Here is a 21,480-nt window from a genome sequence, read left to right as displayed (position 1 = left end):
TTATCCCCTTCCTAAAATTTTATGATAAACAAAACCTTCCCTTACTCCAGTCATGCTAATTCTAATAATATCTGCATAAAAATATTTAGAAATTCTATATAAAATAATCATTCCTGGAATTAATGTGTGAACCCTATCCGCCTTAACTTTTAAAATAAGTTTCATTTTTTCTCTATCAGGCATACTCATGAGTGTATTAATCAATTTTTTTAGTCCATCCAAAGTAATAATCACATTACCAGACTCTTTGTCATAAATTTCATTGTATAATTTCAAACAAGCACGAGCAGTTCCTCCGACTGCACACACGATATCGTGTTGTACTCTGTTAAGATTATTAGAAGCAAGCATTAATTTGATATCATCTTCTAACAATTTTTTCTCATCATTTATCATAAACAAATTTTCTGAAAAATTATCGAATGCTACAAGCGAACCAATATTTAAACTTGAAGTTCTAACAACTTTTCCTTGTTCGAAAACTACTATTTCGCTACTTCCTCCTCCTATATCAGTAAGAATTCCACTTTTTGAATCAATTCCCGCACCTAAAAAAGACAACTTCGCTTCTTCTTCTCCACTTATTAGCTCAATATTCATCCCAACTTCTGTTCGTACCCTCTCAATTATCTCTCGTCTATTAGAAGAATTTCTAATTGACGCCGTAGCAATTGCAAAGGTTTTTGAAATATCTTCGAAATTTGATATTAAATTCTTGAATTCATTTAAAGTATTGATTAGTTTTTGAATGCCGTGCTCATTCATAACTCCTTTTTCAATGAATGAAGCCAACGATGCTGTAGACTTTTCATTAAAAAGATTTTTGACAGAATCTTTAATCACTTTATATACTGATAATCTTATTGTATTTGAACCTATATCTATGACTGCATAAATCATTAATAACACCTCTTTACTTAATTTTACTATATATTATCTGTTTTTCTAAGTGTTTTACAATAAATTATCAAATTGTTTACGTTAATTTTACATATTATATAATAATTTTTACAATCTATGTTTAAAATTGCAAAATCGAGGGTATAAATAACACTGTAATAGATTATGACCAATAAGGAGGTATTATATATGGGAATTTTATCATGGATTATAGTAGGAGCATTAGCAGGATGGATAGGATCTAAAATAACTGGTAATGATGCAAACATGGGAGCAGGTGCTAACATTCTTTGCGGAATTGTCGGAGCTACAATCGGTGGCTGGATAATGAGTATTATCGGAAAAAGCGGAGTAAATGGATTTAATATTTACAGCATCCTAGTTGCAATTTTAGGTTCAGTAATATTATTATCTATTATTAATGCTATTAAAAAGAGAAAATAAATTGAATTTTATGTAGTATGTCAACTAAGGCATACTACTTTTTTTGTTTCCTTTAATACGGTAATTATTATAATTATCTGCTTGATATTTGAAAATTCTTGTATCATTGTTAACTATGTAAAAATTTGACAAATGTTAATTATCATATTATAATTTAACAATACGATATCTGGAGAGTTGTCCGAGTTGGCCGAAGGAGCATGATTGGAAATCATGTAAACATTAACGTGTTTCAAGGGTTCAAATCCCTTACTCTCCGCCATGCACTAGATGGGGAATTAGCGATGCCCTGTAACCTGCAATCGCTACAGCAGGATCGAATTCCCGAGCGCGGGATTAAAAGTGTTGGTATGAACTTAAAAAGTGGTGTTGAGAAGTGGGTCTCACGCAACAGAAACCTGTGAACCTGGTCAGGATCGGAAGGTAGCAGCCATAAGCAGTCATTTCTGTGTGATGTGAGGGTGCCTATTTTGAGCTAACTATTAGGAATCGCCTCCGCTTTTTCTAACAGACTCGGGTGTGCTTACATATTTACCAGATTTTATCTGGTAATTTTTTTGCATTTTTTAATACAATTAACTTTTTAATTTTTTTGTTTAATTTTCAAATTTTCAATTCTTTCTATTTATTTCCCATTTATTTTCTCATATTACAGATCAAATTCTCATCATTTTACATAAAACAAACTACATTTATTCTTCAATAGAATTTTAGGAAAATAAAAAACACCACTTTCGTGATGTTTTCTATCTCTTATAAATAAATCTTGACTTATTTTATAATGAACCTTCTTTACCATTTGTTTCATAATGCAAGCTCATATTTTTTACGTGTTTATGAAGCATAATGAGGGCAATAATGTTAGGGATTACCATTAGTGAGTTTGTTAAGTCTGCTGTGTTCCATACTAAGTCTACTTCTTGTAAAGAACCTGCGATGATACATAACAATACTAAAATTCTGTATGGCCACAAACCTTTATGACCGAATAAAAATCTGATATTTGTTTCACCGAAGTAATACCATCCAACTATTGTAGTGAATGCAAAGAATCCTAACGCTACTGCTAATAAAACTGTACCAGTTGGTCCAAAAGCTCTAGTGAAAGCTTCTTGAGTAACTAATGCTCCATTAAGACTTTTATCTGTCCATGCACCTGTTACTAAAATCATTAAAGCTGTTACTGTACAAATAACTATAGTATCGATGAATACACCTACCATAGCTGTATAACCTTGTAATACAGGGTGAGCTACATGAGCTGTAGCGTGAGCGTGTGGTGTAGAACCCATACCAGCTTCGTTAGAGAATAATCCTCTACCAACACCCTTAGCTGCTGCGGTTTTAATTGTGATACCTAATGCACCACCAAGAGCTGCTTCTGGGTTAAATGCTGCTTGGAATATAAGTTTAAATGCTGGTCCAATTTGATCATGGAACTTAACCATCATAATTATTGCTGCAATTATATAAATCAAAGCCATGATAGGAACTACTAATTGAGCAAAGTTTGCAATTCTCTTGATACCACCAATGAAAACTCCACCAGCTAATACTGCAACTACAATACCTACAATAATAGGATTAAGTTTACCACCAGTAGCGGCTACAACACTTGTTGCGATTGAGTTTGATTGAACTATGTTTCCTACAAATCCTAATGCTATTACGATTAAAATTGCAAATGCTGTTGACATTACTTTTGCTAATCCAGGATGAGTTGGTCCAATACCGTTTTTAATATAGAAAGCAGGACCTCCGACGTAGTTACCTTCGTCATCTTTTTCTCTAAATTTTTGTGCTAAAGTAGCTTCGGCATAGATTGTTCCCATACCTAGTATAGCTGCAAGCCACATCCAGAATATCGCTCCTGGACCACCTGCCATGATTGCTGTTGCAACCCCTGCAACGTTTCCAGTACCTACTTGAGCTGCGATTGCTACTGCTAAAGCTTGGAATGAAGATACTCCTTCATCTTCAGATTTCTTATCTTTTGAGAAGACTCCCCCAAAAGTTTGTTTAAATGCTGCACCTAATTTTCTAAATTGAACGCCTTTTGAATAAATTGTGTAGAATATACCACAACCTAAAAGTGCAATCAATAATATGTTGTTACTTAGAAAACTATTGATGGCCACTATGGTATCGTTTAATACTTTTTGATCCATAATATTTCCTCCTTAAATTTTTTTGAGATACTTGAAAACCTTTATTGTGATTATACTATGATACAACAAATTTTCTCTCAAATTTGATTATTTCAAGCAATTTATCGCTTTTACCCTGGATTAATAAATAAATTAATGCTTTTGCTTGAATAAGTAAGTCTAACCAAATCACTTATGAAAATCTTTTCATATCTCTTACTATTATTATACTATGTTTTTAGTAAAATGCAATAACTTTACTAAAATTTTTATTATTTTACAAATATTTATTGTTTTATTGTAAACTAACTGCTATATTACGCTAACAGCTTAATTGTTACATTTTTGTTATAATTATTTCCCTCTCTTAAATAAGAGCCTAATAGTGATTTTTTTTAGTGTTTGTGATATTATTATTTATAGAGTTCTTACTCTAAAGAATTTTAAGGAGTGAATTTACATGTATGATTTAATTATTATTGGTGCAGGTCCTGCTGGTTTATCAGCTGGTTTATACGCTGCACGTGCAAAAATGAACACATTGATAGTTGAAAAGGAAAAAACTGGTGGACAAATCACTACTACTGATTCTATTGAAAACTATCCAGGTGGAATTGTTGGAGAATCTGGCCCAAGCTTAATCAAAAAAATGGCTGACCAAATCGACAACTTCGGTCTTGAAATTAGAAGAGCAGATGTTGTTGACGTTGATTTTTCTGACAAAGTAAAAAAACTTACATTAAAAAATGGAGATGTATTAGAAGCTAAATCAGTTATTATAGCTACTGGTGCTGCTCCAAGAAAATTAGGATGCCCTGGTGAAAAAGAATTCACTGGTAAAGGTGTATCTTACTGTGCAACTTGTGATGCAGATTTCTTTACCGACCTAGAAGTATTCGTTGTTGGTAGTGGTAACTCTGCAGTTGAAGAAGCTACTTACTTAACAAAATTTGCTAGAAAAGTTACTTTATTAGTTAGAGGCGATCACTTGAAATGTGATAAAACTGCTGAAGACGAAGCAAAAGCTTGTGATAACTTATCTATGAGATTTAACACTTCTATTAAAGAAATCAAAGGTGAAGGAATCTTGGAATCAATCGTTATGGTTGACAAAGAATCAGGTAACGAAGAAGAATACCACTGTGACGAAGATGACGGAACTATGGGTGTTTTCGTATTCGTAGGTACAATCCCTTACTCTGATGTATTCAAAGGTAAAATCGAATTAGATGATTACGGATATGTTTTAGCTGACGAAGAAATGCACACTAACGTTGAAGGCGTTTATGTAGCTGGTGATGTTAGACAAAAAACTCTACGTCAAGTAGTTACAGCTGCTGCAGACGGCGCTATCGCTGCTACTCAAGCTGAAAAATATGTAGATAAATTCTAAATTTCATTTATTGAGATTTTCTATAAAAGAATTGCAGATTTCCGCTGTGAAATTTGCAATTTTTTTTTATTATGATATTATAATGATGTCAACGAACGATAGGCGTTCGATTGTGGTAATTTCATTCTTATTAGAATGAAAAATATATTTTAAAATACAGAAAGGATGTATTATGGGTTTTTTAGAAAATAAAAAAGTTATAATCATTGGAGACCGTGATGGAATTCCAGGTCTTGCAATTGAAACATGTGTAAACACAGTAGAAAATACAGAAGTAATTTTCTCAAGTACTGAATGCTTTGTCTGAACTAGCGCAGGAGCTATGGACTTAGAAAACCAAAAGAGAGTTAAAGACTTCGCTGAACAATACGGAGCTGAAAACGTAGTGGTTCTTCTAGGTGCCGCAGAAGCTGAAGCTGCAGGTCTTGCAGCTGAAACAGTAACAGCAGGTGACCCAACATTCGCAGGCCCATTAGCAGGCGTTGAACTTGGATTGTTAGTTTACCATGTTGTTGAAGAAGAATGTAAAGAACAATTCGATGCTGACGTTTATGATGAACAAGTTGGTATGATGGAAATGGTTCTTGACGTTGATGAAATCGCTGAAGAAATGAACGATATCAGAAGCGATTATTGTAAATTTTTATAAAATCTAACATTTCACTTAAAGTGAATATTCTTCTTATTATTATTTAAAAAGAAAACAGCCTTTAATTAGGCTGTTTTTTTGTTAGATATTCGATTTTTACAATAAATTATTTTGTTATTAATTTATCTGATTAATAGTAAATTTTTATAAATAAACTCATTAAAAAGTCAGCGATACAAATCGCCGACTAATTTAATCTTCAAATTCAATATTATTTCTTTGTGCTGCTTCCATTCTTTGTTTTTTAGCTTTTCCAGTTGCACTTCTAATTATCATCCATGCTAATAGAACCATTCCTATATATCCATTAACAACGTAAACGATGTTTACTAATGAGTCAAACTTCAAAGTCAATCCAATGATTGCCCCAACAATACCAGCTATTAAAGTAAATAATTTGTATTTCTTAGTTCCTTCATCAAAGAATCTTCCTGTTACAGTCCATAACAAAGGAACAGATGTTGTAAATATACCCAACATTATAAATATAGAGAATATTGTTGCAAGAACTGGATGAATTTTACCGGCTAAAACCAATACCGGAATTTGTGAATCGTACAAATCAGGAATTGATAATATGATTGCTATACTCATTATGAATATTGCAACTGAAAATCCAGTAGAACCTATGAAAACACCAGCTTCAGCATCTTTTAAGCTTTTTGCAGTGTTTCCAACTTCTGCCAAGAACGCAACTAGCCATATCATATTGAACCCTACATATGATCCAGCTGCTAGGAAGAAGTTCTTACTAGCTACTTTAATTTCTCCACTGTTAACTAATTTTTCTATAAGATCAAGACTTGATTGTAAATTACCCATATTCATGAATATAGAAATTAACCCTATTACTATTGCCATTATCGCAATAACTGGTCCAATCTTACCAATAACATCTACAATCTTACCTAGTCCAAGCATTACGACTAAAATAACAACCGCAGCCATAATAGCTCCACCTACATATTTCGGTGCATTAAAGTGTTGAACAGCTGTCGCTTGTGCACCGGCAATCATTACTGTATAAGATAAAAAAATAAAAAATACCGCGTAGTAATCTACGATAGTTCCTATCTTATTTCCACACATTAATTTGTAAATTTGGTTTGGTTTTTCAAATTTTGAATAATAACCGTCGTTTAAGAATGATAATCCTGCAAACGTAAACAAACCAAAACAAATCATAATTCCTATAAGTCCATATAGTCTATATGAAGAAAAGAATTGTAAAATTTCTTGGCCCGTTGCAAATCCAGATCCTATAAGTAATGCGATAAACGCTCCAGCATAGGTGATTACCTGACCTATGTTATACTTTTTTTTCATAATTTACCTCCTATTGATTTTTCTTCTGATTGACATTATTTAATGTGTATCGTTTTCCAAAAAATGCAAAGAGTTAAATATTATTAACTTAAAAATTTTACATTAAAACAATAAACAATAAAAAAACAAGGATCAAATCCTTTTTAGTCATTATAACATATTAATTCTAACTTTGTAAATATTTTCCTACATTTTTTCTAAATTTTTTGTTCAAATAGTCAAAAATCCCGAATTAAAAATCCGGGATTTTCCTCAGAGTTCTCTACGATAAATTAGATTTTATTACATTTACAATTCTTTCAAAATCTTTTTCAAAAACACACCTTAAATCCATGAAGAATGTATCATCATGAACAGTTCCAATAATATGTTCATCAGATAGTCTAAGTCTACGTTCAAATTCTGATACTTTCATTTTTGGTCTAATGGCAATAGAATACGAATTTAGTTTGTCTAATGGGTATGCCCCACCTCCAACTTCGCTTTGAGATTCCACAATTTCCATATTCAAATCTACTTCTTTTTCTATCATAGATTTAAGTTTTTCTGCTTTTTTGAGAATTTCTTCTTTTGGCATGGATATCATCTTCAATGTCGGGATATTTGCAATTGCCTTTTCATCATCTAAGTAGAATTTTAGAGTTTCTTCCAAAGCACCTAGTGTAAACTTATCAACTCTGAACGCTCTTAATAATTGATTTTTCTTAATTTTAGATATCAATTCTTTCTTTCCAACAATAATTCCTGCTTGAGGTCCACCTAAAATCTTGTCGCCAGAGAATGATACCAAATCAATTCCTTCATTAATACAATCCTTCACAGTTCTTTCATAACTAAGCCCAAACTTTGACAAATCTATCAACGAACCTGAACCCAAATCTTCTATTAAATGTATGCCTTTCTCATCACACAAATCTCTCAATTCATCTCCACTTACACTTTCGCTAAATCCTACTACAGAATAATTGGAAGTATGAACTTTCATTATAAGAGCAGTTTCTTCATTAATATTATCTTCATAATCGTATAAATGTGTTTTGTTAGTTGAACCAACTTCTACTAATTTTGCACCAGATTTTTCCATAATTGAAGATATTCTAAAAGATCCTCCGACTTCAACTAGTTCTCCTCTACTTATAATAGCTTGTTTATTTTGAGCTAAAGTATTTAAGGCAAGAAAAACAGCCGCCGCATTATTATTTACAACTACAGCATCCTCTGCTTTTGTGATTCTTTTTAAAAGTTCTACAGCGTGAACATATCTAGATCCTCTTTTGCCTTCATCTAAGTCGTACTCCAAGTTAGAATAATTCCCAGCGATTTTACACAAATTATCAACTACTTTTTCATTTAATAATGATCTACCAAGATTTGTATGTAAAATAACTCCTGTAGCATTTATTACTGGTTTCAATGATGGAGAAAAATTTTTGTCCATCAGTTCAAATGCCTTATCAATAACATCTTTGTTATAAAAATCAAACTCTTCTTTATTTAATATTCTATTTCTAAAAAATTCTATGGATTCTCTCACAGAATCTTTAATTAAACTTTCAGGATATTCTTCATAAGCCTTTAAAATTTCTTCCGATTCTAAAATTTCTGAAACTTGAGGAAGTTTCTTGAACATTTCTTGTAAATTAGCTCCCATTTTTTTGTCCTCCATTTTCTTCTATATATTATATACGTATTTGACATTAACTTATGAGTAAATTATAATATAAGAGCAGAGAATTGTCTATCATATAGCGATTGGAAGATCGTAATCGCTTTTTAAATCAGAATAGAATTCGAATTTTTTATTTACGTTTTAATGTTTTGGTTTTAACAAATTAAATTTCATTTGATAAAGTAATTTGTGATTTTTTATGAGCGGTTATTATGATTTCCTATATATGATTACATTTGAGTGATTTTGTTATATAATAATATTGAGCTAGAAAATAGCTTATAACGAATCAAAAGACAGGTAGGGTAAAAGATGTTATTAATCACAAACAATGAATTTTTTAAAGATGCTATCAAAAGGAATGATGTAACAGTTGAATACATTGATATCGACTACATCGGAATTTTGAAAAAATCTCGCGATTTAATTCATCAAAATTATCGCCTAGTCACTCACCCACTTTATGGATCAGTAAAACCAAACGAAACTGTTTTTAGGTCTGTTATTTTGGAAAAGGGTGACAAATTTGATACTGATTCTTTGATGATGATTGAAGAATCTATCAACACTGCAACTAAGTTTATGAATATTTCTAAACCAAAGCGTTGGCCAGCTGAAATCTTAGATGATTTCAGAGTTGTCGATTTCGACATCATTAGTCAGACTTTGGATAGAATATTAATATAAAAATTTTAGGAGGCATTTGAAATGTTAGAATTAGACAAGAAAACTTTTGAACCAGAAGTATTAGAAGCTGAAGGATTAGTATTCGTAGACTTCTGGAGTGACGGATGTGAACCATGTAAGGCACTTATGCCAGGCGTTCATGAATTAGCTGAAAAATACGGTGACAAAATTAAATTCTGTTCACTAAACATTACTTCAGCTAGAAGAGTTGCTATCAAACAACAAGTATTAGGATTACCAACTATGTTAATGTACAAAGACGGTCAAAAAATTGATGAAATCAATAAAGATGACGCTAATTTGGAAAACATAGAAGCAATGATCCAAAAACACTACAACTAATCTAAAGCTAGATTAAAGTAGAAGTAAATTAGTTAAAAACTCATTAGGGGTCACTCCCCTATTGAGTTTAAATAAAAAATTATTATAGGAGGTTAAGATATGCGTCTTGAATTAGGTAAGATTTTTATTAAAGACATCATCTTTGATGAAGGTGAGTCAAGAATCGAAGACCACATTTTGTATCTTAATAAGAAAGAATTAGCAGATGTATCAGGTGTAGCTGATGATGAACACTTAGAATCAATTGATTTTGACATCGCTCATCCAGGCGAAAGCACTCGTATAACACCAGTTAAGGATGTTAACGAACCAAGAGTTAAAGTTGAAGGTGGAGAAATATTCCCAGGAATATTAAACAAAGTTGATCCTGTTGGTTCAGGTAAAACTATCGCTCTTAAAGACATGGCTGTTGTTACAACAGGTAAAATCGTAGGATTCCAAGAAGGTATCATCGATATGTCAGGTTTAGGTGCTGAATATACTCCATTCTCTAAGACAGTTAACTTAGTAGTAACTATCGAACCAGTTGAAGGTGTTAAACAACACAATCACGAAGCTGGCGTTAGAATGGCAGGTTTAAGAATCACTGATTTCATCGGTAGATTAGCAAAAGATTTAGAAGCAGATGAATGGGAAACATTCGAAACTCTTCCAATCTTAGAACAAGTTAAACAATATCCAGAATTACCAAAAGTTGTATATGTTTACATGTTACAAACTCAAGGTTTATTACACGACACTTATGTTTATGGAGTTGACGCTAAGAAAATTATTCCAACTTTCTTATACCCAACTGAAATCATGGACGGAGCAATTTGTTCAGGTAACTGTGTAAGTGCTTGTGACAAAAACCCAACTTACGTTCACTTAAACAATGGTGTAATCAGAGAATTATACAAAGAACACGGTAAATCAATCAACTTCTTAGGAGTTGTAATTACTAACGAAAATGTATACTTGATGGATAAGATCAGACACTCTGACATGACTGCAAAACTTTGTGAATTCTTAGGAGCTGACGCTGCTATCGTATCACAAGAAGGTTTCGGTAACCCAGATACTGACTTAATCATGAACTGTAAGAAGATTGAAGGCAAAGGAATCCAAACTGTTATCATCACTGATGAATATGCAGGACGTGACGGTGCTTCTCAATCATTAGCAGATGCTGACCCAGCTGCAAACGCAGTAGTAACTGGTGGTAATGCTAACCAATTCATCACTTTACCAAAGATGGACAAAGTAATTGGTCATATCCAATTCGTTGACACTATCGCAGGTGGATCTGATGGAGCATTAAAAGATGACGGTACTATCGAAGTAGAAATCCAAGCAATTACTGGTGCTACTAACGAAACTGGATTCAACAGATTAACAGCAAAAACTTATTAGTATTAAAGAAGATTTATTCAAAACTAAATAAAATATAAATTTAAGAAAGGATAATTATGGGATTTTTAGAAAATAAAAAAGTTATCATAATTGGAGACCGTGATGGAATTCCAGGTCTTGCAATTGAAACATGTGTAAACACAGTTCCTAACACAGAAGTAATTTTCTCATCTACAGAATGTTTCGTCTGAACTAGTGCAGGAGCTATGGACTTAGAAAACCAAAAGAGAGTTAAAGACTTCGCTGAACAATACGGAGCTGAAAACGTAGTGGTTCTTCTAGGTGCCGCAGAAGCTGAAGCTGCAGGTCTTGCAGCTGAAACAGTAACAGCAGGTGACCCAACATTCGCAGGCCCATTAGCAGGCGTTGAACTTGGATTGTTAGTTTACCATGTTGTTGAAGAAGAATGTAAAGAACAATTCGATGCTGACGTTTATGATGAACAAGTTGGTATGATGGAAATGGTTCTTGACGTTGATGAAATCGCTGAAGAAATGAACGATATCAGAAGCGATTATTGTAAATTTTTATAAAGAAAGGAAGTAAGCTTAATGGATAAAATTAAAGTTGTTCATTATATAAACCAATTCTTCGCTGGTATTGGTGGAGAAGAAAAAGCTGATACAAAACCATTTATAGCAGAACAATTACCTCCTATCTCTGCTCAATTGCAAAAAGCATTGGGAGAAGATTTTGAAGTAGTTAGAACTGTAGTATGTGGTGACTCATATTTCGGTGAAAATATGGAATCTGCTCAAAAAGAAGTATTGGGAATGATCAAAGAAGCTAACCCAGACTTCGTAGTAACTGGTCCTGCATTCAACGCTGGTAGATACGGTGTTGCTGCTGGTACAATGGCTAAAGCAGTTAAAGATGAATTAAATATTCCTGTATTAACAGGTATGTATCCTGAAAACCCAGGTGCAGATATGTACAAAAAGGACGTTTATATCGTAGAAACTAAAAATAGTGCCGCTGGTATGAGAGACGCTATGAAGAAAATCGGTAAATTAGGTCCTAAGGTTGCTAAGGGAGAAGAAATTGGCGCTCCTAAAGAAGAAGGATATATTGAAAGAGGAGTTCGTGTTAACTTCTTCTCAGACAAAATCGGTTCTCAAAGAGCTGTTGAAATGCTTATTAAGAAAATTAATGGCGAAGAATTCGAAACAGAATATCCAATGCCTGCATTCGACAGAGTTGAACCTGGTAAAGCTATCAAAGATTTATCAAAAGCAAGAATCGCTCTTGTAACTTCTGGTGGTACAGTTCCAAAAGGAAACCCAGATCACATCGAATCATCTTCAGCAACTAAATACGGTTCTTATGATTTCCACGGAATCGATGATTTAACAGCTGAAAACTCTGAAACAGCTCACGGTGGATACGACCCAGTATACGCTAACGAAGATGGAGACAGAGTTACTCCTATCGATGTTATGAGAGAATTCGAAAGAGAAGGCGTTATTGGTTCATTACACGAAACTTGGTATTCAACTGTAGGTAATGGTACTGCCGTTGCTAATGCTGATGCTTTCGGTACTGAAATTGGTGAAAAATTATTAGCTGACAACGTAGACGCAGTTGTTCTTACTAGTACCTGAGGTACTTGTACACGTTGCGGTGCAACGATGGTAAAAGCAATTGAACGTACAGGACTTCCTGTTGTTCATATTTGTACAGTTACTCCTATCTCATTAACAGTAGGTGCTAACAGAATTGTCCCAGCTATTGCTATTCCTCACCCATTAGGAAACCCAGCATTAACTAAAGAAGAAGAATATAGTCTTCGTAAAAAGATTGTTATGAAAGCATTAAACGCTTTAACTACAGAGGTAGAAGATCAAACAGTTTTTGAAGACTAATTCAAATATAAATAAATAATAAAGGAGAATAGTTAACAGATGAATTTTCCAGTATTAAAGGGAGCTGGCTATGTATTAGTCAACACTCCTGATATGATTATCCAAAACGGATCAACATGTCAAACTGAAAGAGTAGTAAACCCAGATTCTGAATTCTTAAAAGAAGTTGGAAAACACATTAGAAGTTTTGATGAGGTAGTAAAATATCTTCCTAACCAAGTTTATATAGGAAATGTTTCTCCTCAAGAACTTGAAAATTACGAAATGCCATTTACTGATCACTCTTACGAAGAAGGTAAGGCTGATGGTAAAATGGGTAAAATCGTAAAACAAGACGTATTCATTGCCCTATTACAAATGAGTGATGCATTCGACTTAGTAAAACTTTCTGAAGAATTCGTAAACGAAATTAAACCAGTTATCGAAGAAGAATATCCTATTTTAGAACCATATTTCGGTCACCTAAAAGGATCTGATATTTCAAATGCTCAAGAATTATTCGACACTCACATGGCAGAAGCTTTATACCATGACGGAAAAGTTTGTGGTTATATTAAAGCCGCTCATGATATCGACGTAAACTTAAGCGCTCACACAATGTTCGAAAACTTAGTAGTAAAAGCTTCAGGTGTTCTTGCAGCTGTTGAATTAGTTACTAAGAACGACATTGACAGAGATGATATAGATTATGTAATCGAATGTTCAGAAGAAGCCTGCGGAGACGTTAACCAAAGAGGTGGCGGTAACTTCGCTAAATCTATCGCTGAAATCGTAGGATTACAAAATGCAACAGGCTCTGATACAAGAGGATTCTGTGCAGCTCCTATTCACTCATTAATCGAAGCAAGTGCTTTAGTTAAATCTGGTGTTTATAAGAATGTTATGGTAGTAGCAGGTGGTTCAACTGCTAAATTAGGTATGAACGCTAAAGACCACGTTAAGAAGGGCTTCCCAGTTCTTGAAGACGTAGTTGGTGGATTTGCAATTTTAATCTCAGAAAATGATGGTGTTCACCCAGTATTAAGAACTGACATCGTAGGACGTCACACAGTTAAGACTGGTTCTTCACCACAAGCAGTTATCTCAAGCTTAGTATCTCATTCATTAGAAGAAAATGGATTAAAGATTACTGATGTAGATAAATACTCTGTAGAAATGCAAAACCCAGATATCACTAAACCTGCCGGAGCTGGAAATGTTCCTGAAGCTAACTATAAGATGATCGCTGCCCTTGCTGTTAAACAAGGAGACTTAGACAGAAAAGAATTAGCTAATTTCATTAAAGAAAAAGGCTTAGTAGGTTGGGCTCCAACACAAGGACACATCCCATCAGGTATTCCTTATGCAGGACATGCTATTAAAGACTTAACTGAAGGAGATTACAACAGAGTAATGTTCGTTGGTAAAGGTAGTTTGTTCCTAGGTAGAATGACTAACTTATTTGATGGTGTATCTATCGTTATGGAAAGAAATGATGGTAAAATGGAAGATGAATCATCAGTTTCATCTGAATCAGAAAAGGATCAAATTAAGAAAGTAATCGCAGAATCCATGAGAAAACTAGCTGAAAATCTTTTAGCAGAATAGAGGTGTAGACATGGATAATAAAAAAATTTCCGAAGTATTTCTTGAAATATCTGAAGCTATCGAAAGCGGAAAATTTGGTAAGAAAGTAAAAATCGGTCTTACTACTTTAGGTAGTGAACACGGTGTTGAAAACATGAAAAAAGCTATTGAATTAGCTGATTCTGATCTTTTTGAAGTAGTTGTTATCGGTGAAAAAGTTGATGACGAACATGAAACTTATGAAGTTGATAACGATGAAGATATGTACAAAAAGATGGAAGAATTACTTGACAGTGGCGAAATTCAAGCCTGTGTAACTCTTCACTACAACTTCCCTATCGGTGTTTCAACAGTTGGTAGAGTAATCACTCCTGGTACTGGCAAAGAAATGTTCTTAGCTACTACTACAGGAACTAGTGATACAGAAAGAACAAAAGCTATGGTAAGAAATGCAGTTGCAGGTGTTATCGCAGCTAAATCTTGTGGTATCGCAAAACCAACAGTTGGTATTTTGAACATCGATGGTGCAAGACAAGTAGAAAAAGCTTTGAAACACTTCAAAGACAACGGATTCGATATCGAATTTGCTGAAAGCCAAAGAGCTGATGGTGGTATCGTAATGAGAGGTAATGACCTTCTTATGGGAAGCTGTGATGTAATGGTAACTGATTCATTAACAGGTAACTTATTAATGAAGATGTTCGGTTCATTCACATCAGGTGGTAACTACGAAACTACTGGTTTTGGATATGGTCCTGGTATCGGTGAAGGCTACGAAAGAAATATATTTATAGTATCTCGTGCTTCAGGTGCTCCTGTAGTTGCAAATGCTTTAAAATATGCTTACCAAACAGTAGCTGGTGGAATTGATAACAATAAAAAATCTATCTATAAACAAGCTGAAAAGGCTGACTTCAAAGGCATCTTAGATTCTTTAACTAAGAAAGAAGCTCCAAAGGAATCTTCTGAAGAAGTTAAAATGCCAGACAAAGAAGTTGTATCTGCAACAATCTCAGGAATTGACATTCTTGAAATTGAAGATGCTGTTCAAGCTTTATGGAAAGAAAATATATACGCTGAAAGCGGTATGGGCTGTACTGGTCCAATCGTTCAAGTGTCTGATGCAAACTTAGATAAAGCATCACAAATACTAAAACAAAATGGTTATATAGAATAATTCTATAGGCTTTTAAAAAGATGTGTGATTTTTCACACATCTTTTTTTTGAGCTATTTTAAATTTTTCCCAAATTATTTTTCCCCTACTTTTTTTCCAATAAAAAAACCTCAGACTAAAAGTTTAATCAAACTAGTAATCTAAAGTTATCTTTAATTAAATTATTCTATTATATTTCTCCATCTCCAACCGTATGTTTCACTTGCATTACATACAATAACGAATGCTAATGGATCTATTTCTTGGATGTATTTTTTTAACATAATAAAATCTCTATTGCTTACAACTGTTTGAACGATTTCTTTTTCCATTCCAGAATAAGCACCCTTTGCAGTGTAAATATTAGCAGATCTTGTAAGATTGTCTACTAAGAATTTGCTTACTTCATCAGGCTTTGAAGTAGTAATGGTGCAAAGTTTTGATGTGTTCATACCATTAATTGTAAAATCTATTATTAAACCGTTAAGTACAGTACCTACAAGTGAGTATATAGCTATTTCTGTTCCGTAGGCATACCATGCTGATAAAGTGATAAGGAAATCCACCATCAAACATCCTTTACCCAACTCAATTCCCAAGTATTTATTCAATATCTTAGCGAATATGTCAGAGCCACCTGTTGATGCGTAATTATTAAGTACAATCCCCACACCTGTCCCGTAAATCATTACTGCTGCTATTAATTGAATCATTTTTCCTTCAAATAATGGTTTTTCCATAGGAAATACAATATCTAAAATCCAAACCAATAAACTAAGTCCCAAAGAACAAATTATAGTTTTAAGTCCAAAAGCCTTTCCAAGCATTATAAATCCTACTATAAATAAAACCGTGTTTATGATAATCAGAATTGGACCCGTTGAAATAGGAACGAAATTACCTATTACAATTGCCATACCAGCTGCCCCACCTAATGACAATTTATTTGGTGCCAAGAAGAAATGAATTCCCAATGCAATAAGGATTACGCCTACTGCCATCATAATTACGCTTTTTCTTTTATTTCTCTTTTCTAAAGCGTCTAAATCAATCATATTATCCCCCTAGTATTTTTATGCAATAATATTATAACAATTGAATATACAATTTACAACGATATATTCATTGCTTTCTAATAAATATTTTAATATTTCAAATTACAAGATATCTATAAATCTTTCTATTGGTAGTCCACGAGCCTTGTCCTTAATATCCAAGGAAAGTTTCAGTAGTTCAGTTGTTTTTAAACTAGCATACTTTGCTGACTCAAATATTGATTTATTTTCTGAATATTGACTTATGAATAATGCCGAGAACAAATCCCCTGTTCCCGCATAAGATGTGTCGATGTATTCATAATATATTTTATCTGATACAAAATTCTCATCCATACAGAAAACAAAATGTTCATTATTTTCTTCTACACTTGTAATAACGGCGTATTTTGCACCCATTTGGATAAGTTTTTCTGCCACATCGTTAATCGGTTCATTCATCTTACAAGTGATCATTCTAGCTTCTGTTTCGTTTGGAATAATTACTGTAGCTATATCTATAAGTTTTCTGAAATTTTCAATATTATCATCGTCCAATCCATTATAAAGTTTGCCATTATCTGCCATAATTGGATCAACAATAACATCTGGTGAGTTTTTTTGTTTTTTTATGAAGTCTTTAATTATGTCTACTTGTTTTAAGCTATATAAAAATCCTGTAGCTATTAAATCAAAACTAAAATCCAATTCTTCCCATACTTTTGTAGCTTGTTTCATGTATTCTGTCGTATCTAATATCGCAAATTTGCCATAATCCAAAGTGTTACTTACAACAGCTGTTGGCAAATTAAAAACGCTTTTACCCTTGTTACTTAGCACAGGAATCATACAACTAAGAGCGACTCTCCCATATCCTGGCATATCGTTGATTAGTAATATATCTTTCATGTTTTCTCCTCCATCTAATTATAACACTAAAACTACATTTGTATATCAAATAAATCTTAATGTTTTTGTAGATTTTTAAGCTCTTAAAAGCTCATTATTTCTCAATTTTTTGTGATATAATATCAGTTGGAAATAAGGAGGGGCTTATGTTCAATTTTAATATAGAAGAGCACAAATTTAAATATATACATTTTATAGGAATCGGTGGAATATCAATGAGTGGTATCGCTGAATTGTTGAACCATTACGGATACAAAGTTTCTGGAAGTGATAGAGAAGAATCCGACGAAACTAATAGACTAAAAAGTCTAGGGATTGAAATATTTATCGGACAAAAAAGAGAAAATATCAAAAATCCTGACTTAATTGTATACACTGATGCAATCTTAGACGACAACGAAGAATTAGTTGCTTCAAGAGAACTTGGAGTAGATGTTGTAAGCAGGGGTGTCTTCCTTGGAGCACTAATGAGAAATTACAAATACTCCATAGGAGTTAGTGGATCTCATGGCAAATCAACTACAACTTCAATGATTGCGAAAATATTAATTGATGCAAAAGTTGATCCGTCTATACTTTTAGGTGGAAAACTTGACGAAATCCAAGGCAATGTTCACTGTGGAAATAGTGAATACATGCTTACAGAAGCTTGTGAATACAAAGCAAATATTCTCAATTACTATCCTTCAATGGCTATTATTTTGAATATTGATGAAGACCACTTAGATTACTATAAGGATTTGAACCACATTGTTGCAACATTCATTGGCTACATGAAAAACTTGGACGAAAATTCTAAAGCTATTATAAACATAGACGATCCAAACTGTGAACCTCTATTATCTCATATTAAAGGTGAAATCATAACATTTGGTATAGAAAATGAAAAAGCTAATTACAACGTTCACGATATAACTTTTAATGAAAATGGCAATCCTACATTTGTAATTTCATCTAAAAAGTTTGACAAAGACGAAGAATTCTCACTTTCTATAATTGGACGTCACAACATATACGATGCAGTGGCTGCGATTATCGCATGTTACGAATTTCACATCGATATCGATACTATAAGAAAAAATATGAAAGAATACCAAAATCTTCATAGAAGAATGGAAACTGTAGGATTTTACAATGGTTGTGAAATAAAGACCGATTACGGCCATCACCCTACTGAAATCAAAAATACGTTGAAAGCATTAGATGAGCACAAAAAGGGTAAATTCTACTGCGTATTCCAACCTCACACTTACTCAAGAACAAAGATGTTATTGGATGATTTTGCCAATGCATTCTACGATTGTGATGAGGTTATAGTAACTGAAATATACGCTGCAAGGGAAAAATTCGACAGCAGCATTCATTCTACAGATTTGGTCGAAAAACTTGTTAAAAATGGCGTGAATGCAAAATACTACAAGACTTTTGAAGAAGCTCGTGATTATCTTCGTTCTAAAGTTTCTGAGAATGACATGGTATTGACTACTGGTTGTGGAAACCCTGATGTACTTGCGAAGATGATTGTAAAATAATATGTGTACAACAATTATTGTAGATTATCCACAAGGCTCTGTGATGGCACGTACGCTTGATTTCGAAGTGCCTTTGGAATACAACATGATTTATATTCCAAGAGGATTTCATTATGCTGATGATTTGTATCACAAACCTCTGCGTTCAAAATATAAAATGATGGGAATGTGTTTTAGAAATCTGTACCCTATCAAAGATGGTGTAAATGAACACGGGCTGTGCGGTTGTACTAATATGTTTATCGCAAATAATTTGTTCAGCAATCATCCAATTGAAGGAAAAATAAACACAAATTCACTAGATTTTATGAATTTTGCACTTGGAAATTACAAAACAGTTGAAGAATTGTTAAATGATTTGGACAATATTCACCTAGCGAACAAAGATGTTGACGGAAATTCTGTGATATGCCCTGATTTCCACTTTATGTTTGTCGACAGAACTGGTGATTCAACGATTTTAGAATACAAAAATCACAAATTAGTCCCATGTGGAGATAATCCTAAAGTAATGACTAATTCACCAAAATATTCTTCACACGTTAAAAGATATGAAAAATCTGTCGGTGATTTGTCCAAGTTTAATCAGATAAAAGATTTGACAGGAGCCTACGATCCTGTGAGTAGATTCATCAAAGCAAAATACATCCTGTCAACTCACAAGAAATCTAATAATATAAATGAAGCATACTCATCAGCATTTAGTATCTTAGAGCCCCTAAAAATCACTGAAGGCTTTTTTAAGAACGATTCACACGATTACTATACATTCACTAGGTATATAAGTGCATTCGACACACAGACCGCTTCTATGGCTGTTAGAACGCATTCCAATACTCAAACTTATTTGATAGATTTTGATGATATACCAGACCAAAATGAAATATACTCATATTATTTTGAAAACAAATTAGAATTTAAGAGAATTATTAAATGATAGGCTAATGCCTATCATTTATTTTTTGCGTAATGAGATGCAAAATTCCTCAAAAAAATAGAAGCTATTTTGTAATTAACAAAATGCTTCCATTTTTATCAATTATGCATTAAATTTTTCAAGATCTAAATCGTGTTGCATAGCTGCTACCATAACACCAGTAGATCCACCTGCGTGAACGTTAGTTGAAGTACGCGCCATATCTGCAACACCTTGGATTGGGCTTAGTACTAAAATCATTTCAACTGGTAATCCCATTGTAGCAAAAATAGCTGTTGCTTGAATAGTTCCTGTTCCTGGTACTCCTACTGTTCCCATTGATGCGAACAAGCATGAACCAACCATGATTAAATATTGAGTAGCAGAGAATGGAATATTAAGCGCGTTAATTGTAAACATAGCTAATAAAATTGGCCATACTGCTGCACAACCTGGCATACCAAATGTTGTACCAATTGATGCTGCAAATGATGCAGTTTCTGTAGGTACACCCATGTCTTCTTGTTCTTTAATGTTTGCTGGCAAAGATCCAATTGAACTTTGTGTAGTAAATGCTATCAACCATGCTGGGAAGAATTTACGTTGGAACTTGAATGGATTGATGTGTGCAATCAAACTCATCATAGCTGATGTAGTGATGAATGTGTGGAACAAACATGCTACATAAACCATTAATAATAAGAATAATAATGATTTAACGAATGATAAATCCAATGTAGCAACTTGGTTTGCTAATAATGAAAGAACAGCATAAGGAGTAAATTCGATGATTTCTCCAATTACTTTGTTCATTACTTTGTTACCAGCTTCTACAAAATCCATGAATGGTTTAATTTCTTCTTTGTTAGTATATCTAAGTACAACAATACCGATAATAATTGCAAAAATTACAATTGGAACGATTTTGTTGTGACTCATACTGTCGATGATATTCTTAGGGAAGAAACTTACAAATACATCTGCAAAAGGTGGAACTTCCTTAACCTTATCTGCAACATCCATTTTAATGTTGGCATTCATTCCTATGTTTACTAATTTACCTAAAATTATAGACAATATAGCAGCTAAAACATTGTGTAAAGCTAAAATAAGAATTGTTTTGCCACCCATTGATCTTAATTTTTCTGAGCTTTCCAAAGATGCAACTGTAGTAATAATTGAAAATAATAATAATGGAATTACAAATGCTTGTAATAAACTTGCAAACACACGACCAAATATCGCTACATAATCTGTGCTTCCTTTGAAAATAAGTCCTACTATCGCACCCATTGCTGTAGCTAATAAAATTCTAATCATGAATGAAGTACCTTTTTTCTTCAAACGATCGATAACTACGCATAACGCAAAAGCTACACCTAAAGCGATTAAGCTTTTAATCATTTCAACATCTCCTTTATATATTTTTGTCACACTAATCTTATCATATTGTCTTATAATAGACAATGATATTTAATTGATACTATCGTTTTCACCATGTCTTATTTATTGTATTATTCTATATATCAATTTTACCTGTAAATTCTGAGGTTTATT

At 33.2% G+C, this 21,480-nt stretch carries 19 protein-coding genes, 1 tRNA gene and 1 other RNA gene; 14 read left to right on the top strand and 7 right to left on the bottom strand.

What is annotated here, in order from left to right; genetic code table 11:
- Entirely contained in the window at positions 1–900 is a 900-nt protein-coding gene (locus tag GKG00_RS04605; RefSeq protein WP_154254475.1) for an ethanolamine ammonia-lyase reactivating factor EutA, read from the bottom strand.
- Positions 901–1,089: 189 nt separating this feature from the next.
- Between GKG00_RS04605 and GKG00_RS04600 the strand changes: the two genes are divergently transcribed.
- From GKG00_RS04600 to ffs, 3 genes are all read left to right on the top strand, one after another.
- The gene (locus GKG00_RS04600) at positions 1,090–1,344 is read left to right on the top strand and encodes a GlsB/YeaQ/YmgE family stress response membrane protein (RefSeq protein ID WP_094205393.1); all 255 of its coding nucleotides are present in this window, start codon (positions 1,090–1,092) and stop codon (positions 1,342–1,344) included.
- A gap of 171 nt (positions 1,345–1,515) precedes the next feature.
- Positions 1,516–1,606, top strand: a tRNA-Ser gene (locus GKG00_RS04595).
- Positions 1,606–1,869, top strand: an RNA gene (ffs, locus tag GKG00_RS04590) — signal recognition particle sRNA large type. The genes GKG00_RS04595 and ffs overlap by 1 nt, the downstream gene beginning before the upstream one ends.
- A 251-nt stretch (positions 1,870–2,120) precedes the next feature.
- Here the strand turns inward: ffs and GKG00_RS04585 are convergent.
- Positions 2,121–3,512 carry a sodium:alanine symporter family protein gene (locus tag GKG00_RS04585; protein ID WP_094205392.1) on the bottom strand — a complete coding sequence of 464 codons (1,392 nt, stop codon included), beginning with the start codon at positions 3,510–3,512 and terminating at the stop codon, positions 2,121–2,123.
- Positions 3,513–3,951: 439 nt separating this feature from the next.
- Between GKG00_RS04585 and trxB the strand changes: the two genes are divergently transcribed.
- Positions 3,952–4,884 carry a thioredoxin-disulfide reductase gene (trxB, locus tag GKG00_RS04580; protein ID WP_094206891.1) on the top strand — a complete coding sequence of 311 codons (933 nt, stop codon included), beginning with the start codon at positions 3,952–3,954 and terminating at the stop codon, positions 4,882–4,884.
- 172 nt (positions 4,885–5,056) lie between these two features.
- Entirely contained in the window at positions 5,057–5,533 is a 477-nt protein-coding gene (gene grdA, locus GKG00_RS04575; protein ID WP_080545250.1) for a glycine/sarcosine/betaine reductase complex selenoprotein A, read from the top strand.
- A 192-nt stretch (positions 5,534–5,725) separates the two neighbouring features.
- On the opposite strand, the gene GKG00_RS04570 is transcribed toward grdA (GKG00_RS04575), so the two are convergent.
- Together GKG00_RS04570 and selA are read right to left on the bottom strand one after the other, a co-directional pair.
- A complete protein-coding gene (locus GKG00_RS04570) occupies positions 5,726–6,859 on the bottom strand; it encodes a hypothetical protein (RefSeq protein WP_094206888.1) in 1,134 nt (377 codons plus the stop codon).
- A 262-nt stretch (positions 6,860–7,121) separates the two neighbouring features.
- Complete coding sequence (selA, locus tag GKG00_RS04565; RefSeq protein WP_154254473.1) at positions 7,122–8,510, bottom strand: L-seryl-tRNA(Sec) selenium transferase; 1,389 nt, start codon at positions 8,508–8,510, stop codon at positions 7,122–7,124.
- Positions 8,511–8,840: 330 nt separating this feature from the next.
- Here selA and GKG00_RS04560 point away from each other — a divergent pair, with 330 nt between their 5' ends.
- The 7 genes from GKG00_RS04560 (at position 8,841) to grdD (ending at position 15,554) form a co-directional block, all read left to right on the top strand.
- Entirely contained in the window at positions 8,841–9,215 is a 375-nt protein-coding gene (locus tag GKG00_RS04560; protein WP_154254472.1) for a GrdX family protein, read from the top strand.
- Positions 9,216–9,236: 21 nt separating this feature from the next.
- Complete coding sequence (locus GKG00_RS04555; RefSeq protein ID WP_002835444.1) at positions 9,237–9,557, top strand: thioredoxin family protein; 321 nt, start codon at positions 9,237–9,239, stop codon at positions 9,555–9,557.
- A gap of 99 nt (positions 9,558–9,656) precedes the next feature.
- A complete protein-coding gene (locus GKG00_RS04550; protein WP_094203371.1) occupies positions 9,657–10,949 on the top strand; it encodes a glycine/sarcosine/betaine reductase component B subunit in 1,293 nt (430 codons plus the stop codon).
- 56 nt (positions 10,950–11,005) lie between these two features.
- Positions 11,006–11,482 carry a glycine/sarcosine/betaine reductase complex selenoprotein A gene (gene grdA / locus GKG00_RS04545; protein ID WP_080545251.1) on the top strand — a complete coding sequence of 159 codons (477 nt, stop codon included), beginning with the start codon at positions 11,006–11,008 and terminating at the stop codon, positions 11,480–11,482.
- 18 nt (positions 11,483–11,500) lie between these two features.
- Positions 11,501–12,811 (top strand): glycine reductase complex selenoprotein B, encoded by a 1,311-nt coding sequence (gene grdB, locus GKG00_RS04540; protein ID WP_154254471.1) that lies wholly within the window; start codon positions 11,501–11,503, stop codon positions 12,809–12,811.
- 39 nt (positions 12,812–12,850) lie between these two features.
- Complete coding sequence (gene grdC, locus GKG00_RS04535) at positions 12,851–14,398, top strand: glycine/sarcosine/betaine reductase complex component C subunit beta (RefSeq protein ID WP_154254470.1); 1,548 nt, start codon at positions 12,851–12,853, stop codon at positions 14,396–14,398.
- Positions 14,399–14,408: 10 nt separating this feature from the next.
- Positions 14,409–15,554: a glycine/sarcosine/betaine reductase complex component C subunit alpha gene (gene grdD, locus GKG00_RS04530; protein WP_002835450.1), complete on the top strand. Its 1,146-nt coding sequence runs from the start codon at positions 14,409–14,411 to the stop codon at positions 15,552–15,554.
- A gap of 160 nt (positions 15,555–15,714) precedes the next feature.
- Here the strand turns inward: grdD and GKG00_RS04525 are convergent, their stop codons facing one another.
- Positions 15,715–16,587 (bottom strand): YitT family protein, encoded by an 873-nt coding sequence (locus GKG00_RS04525; RefSeq protein WP_094205383.1) that lies wholly within the window; start codon positions 16,585–16,587, stop codon positions 15,715–15,717.
- A gap of 102 nt (positions 16,588–16,689) precedes the next feature.
- A complete protein-coding gene (locus GKG00_RS04520; protein ID WP_154254469.1) occupies positions 16,690–17,475 on the bottom strand; it encodes a PfkB family carbohydrate kinase in 786 nt (261 codons plus the stop codon).
- A gap of 146 nt (positions 17,476–17,621) precedes the next feature.
- Between GKG00_RS04520 and murC the strand changes: the two genes are divergently transcribed.
- Both murC and GKG00_RS04510 read left to right on the top strand, forming a co-directional pair.
- Positions 17,622–19,007, top strand: a complete 1,386-nt coding sequence (gene murC / locus GKG00_RS04515; protein WP_154254468.1) for a UDP-N-acetylmuramate--L-alanine ligase — start codon at positions 17,622–17,624, stop codon at positions 19,005–19,007.
- A 1-nt stretch (position 19,008) separates the two neighbouring features.
- Positions 19,009–19,944, top strand: coding sequence for a linear amide C-N hydrolase (locus GKG00_RS04510; protein ID WP_154254467.1), 936 nt, complete (start codon positions 19,009–19,011; stop codon positions 19,942–19,944).
- A 102-nt stretch (positions 19,945–20,046) separates the two neighbouring features.
- On the opposite strand, the gene GKG00_RS04505 is transcribed toward GKG00_RS04510, so the two are convergent.
- Positions 20,047–21,327, bottom strand: a complete 1,281-nt coding sequence (locus tag GKG00_RS04505; protein ID WP_154254465.1) for a dicarboxylate/amino acid:cation symporter — start codon at positions 21,325–21,327, stop codon at positions 20,047–20,049.
- Positions 21,328–21,480 lie beyond the last annotated feature (153 nt).

The sequence above is a fragment of the Finegoldia sp. BIOML-A1 genome (assembly GCF_009678325.1).
Lineage (GTDB): Bacteria > Bacillota > Clostridia > Tissierellales > Peptoniphilaceae > Finegoldia > Finegoldia magna.
The sequence above is the reverse complement of the archived record's forward strand: the minus strand, read 5'-3'. Positions and strand labels throughout refer to the sequence as shown.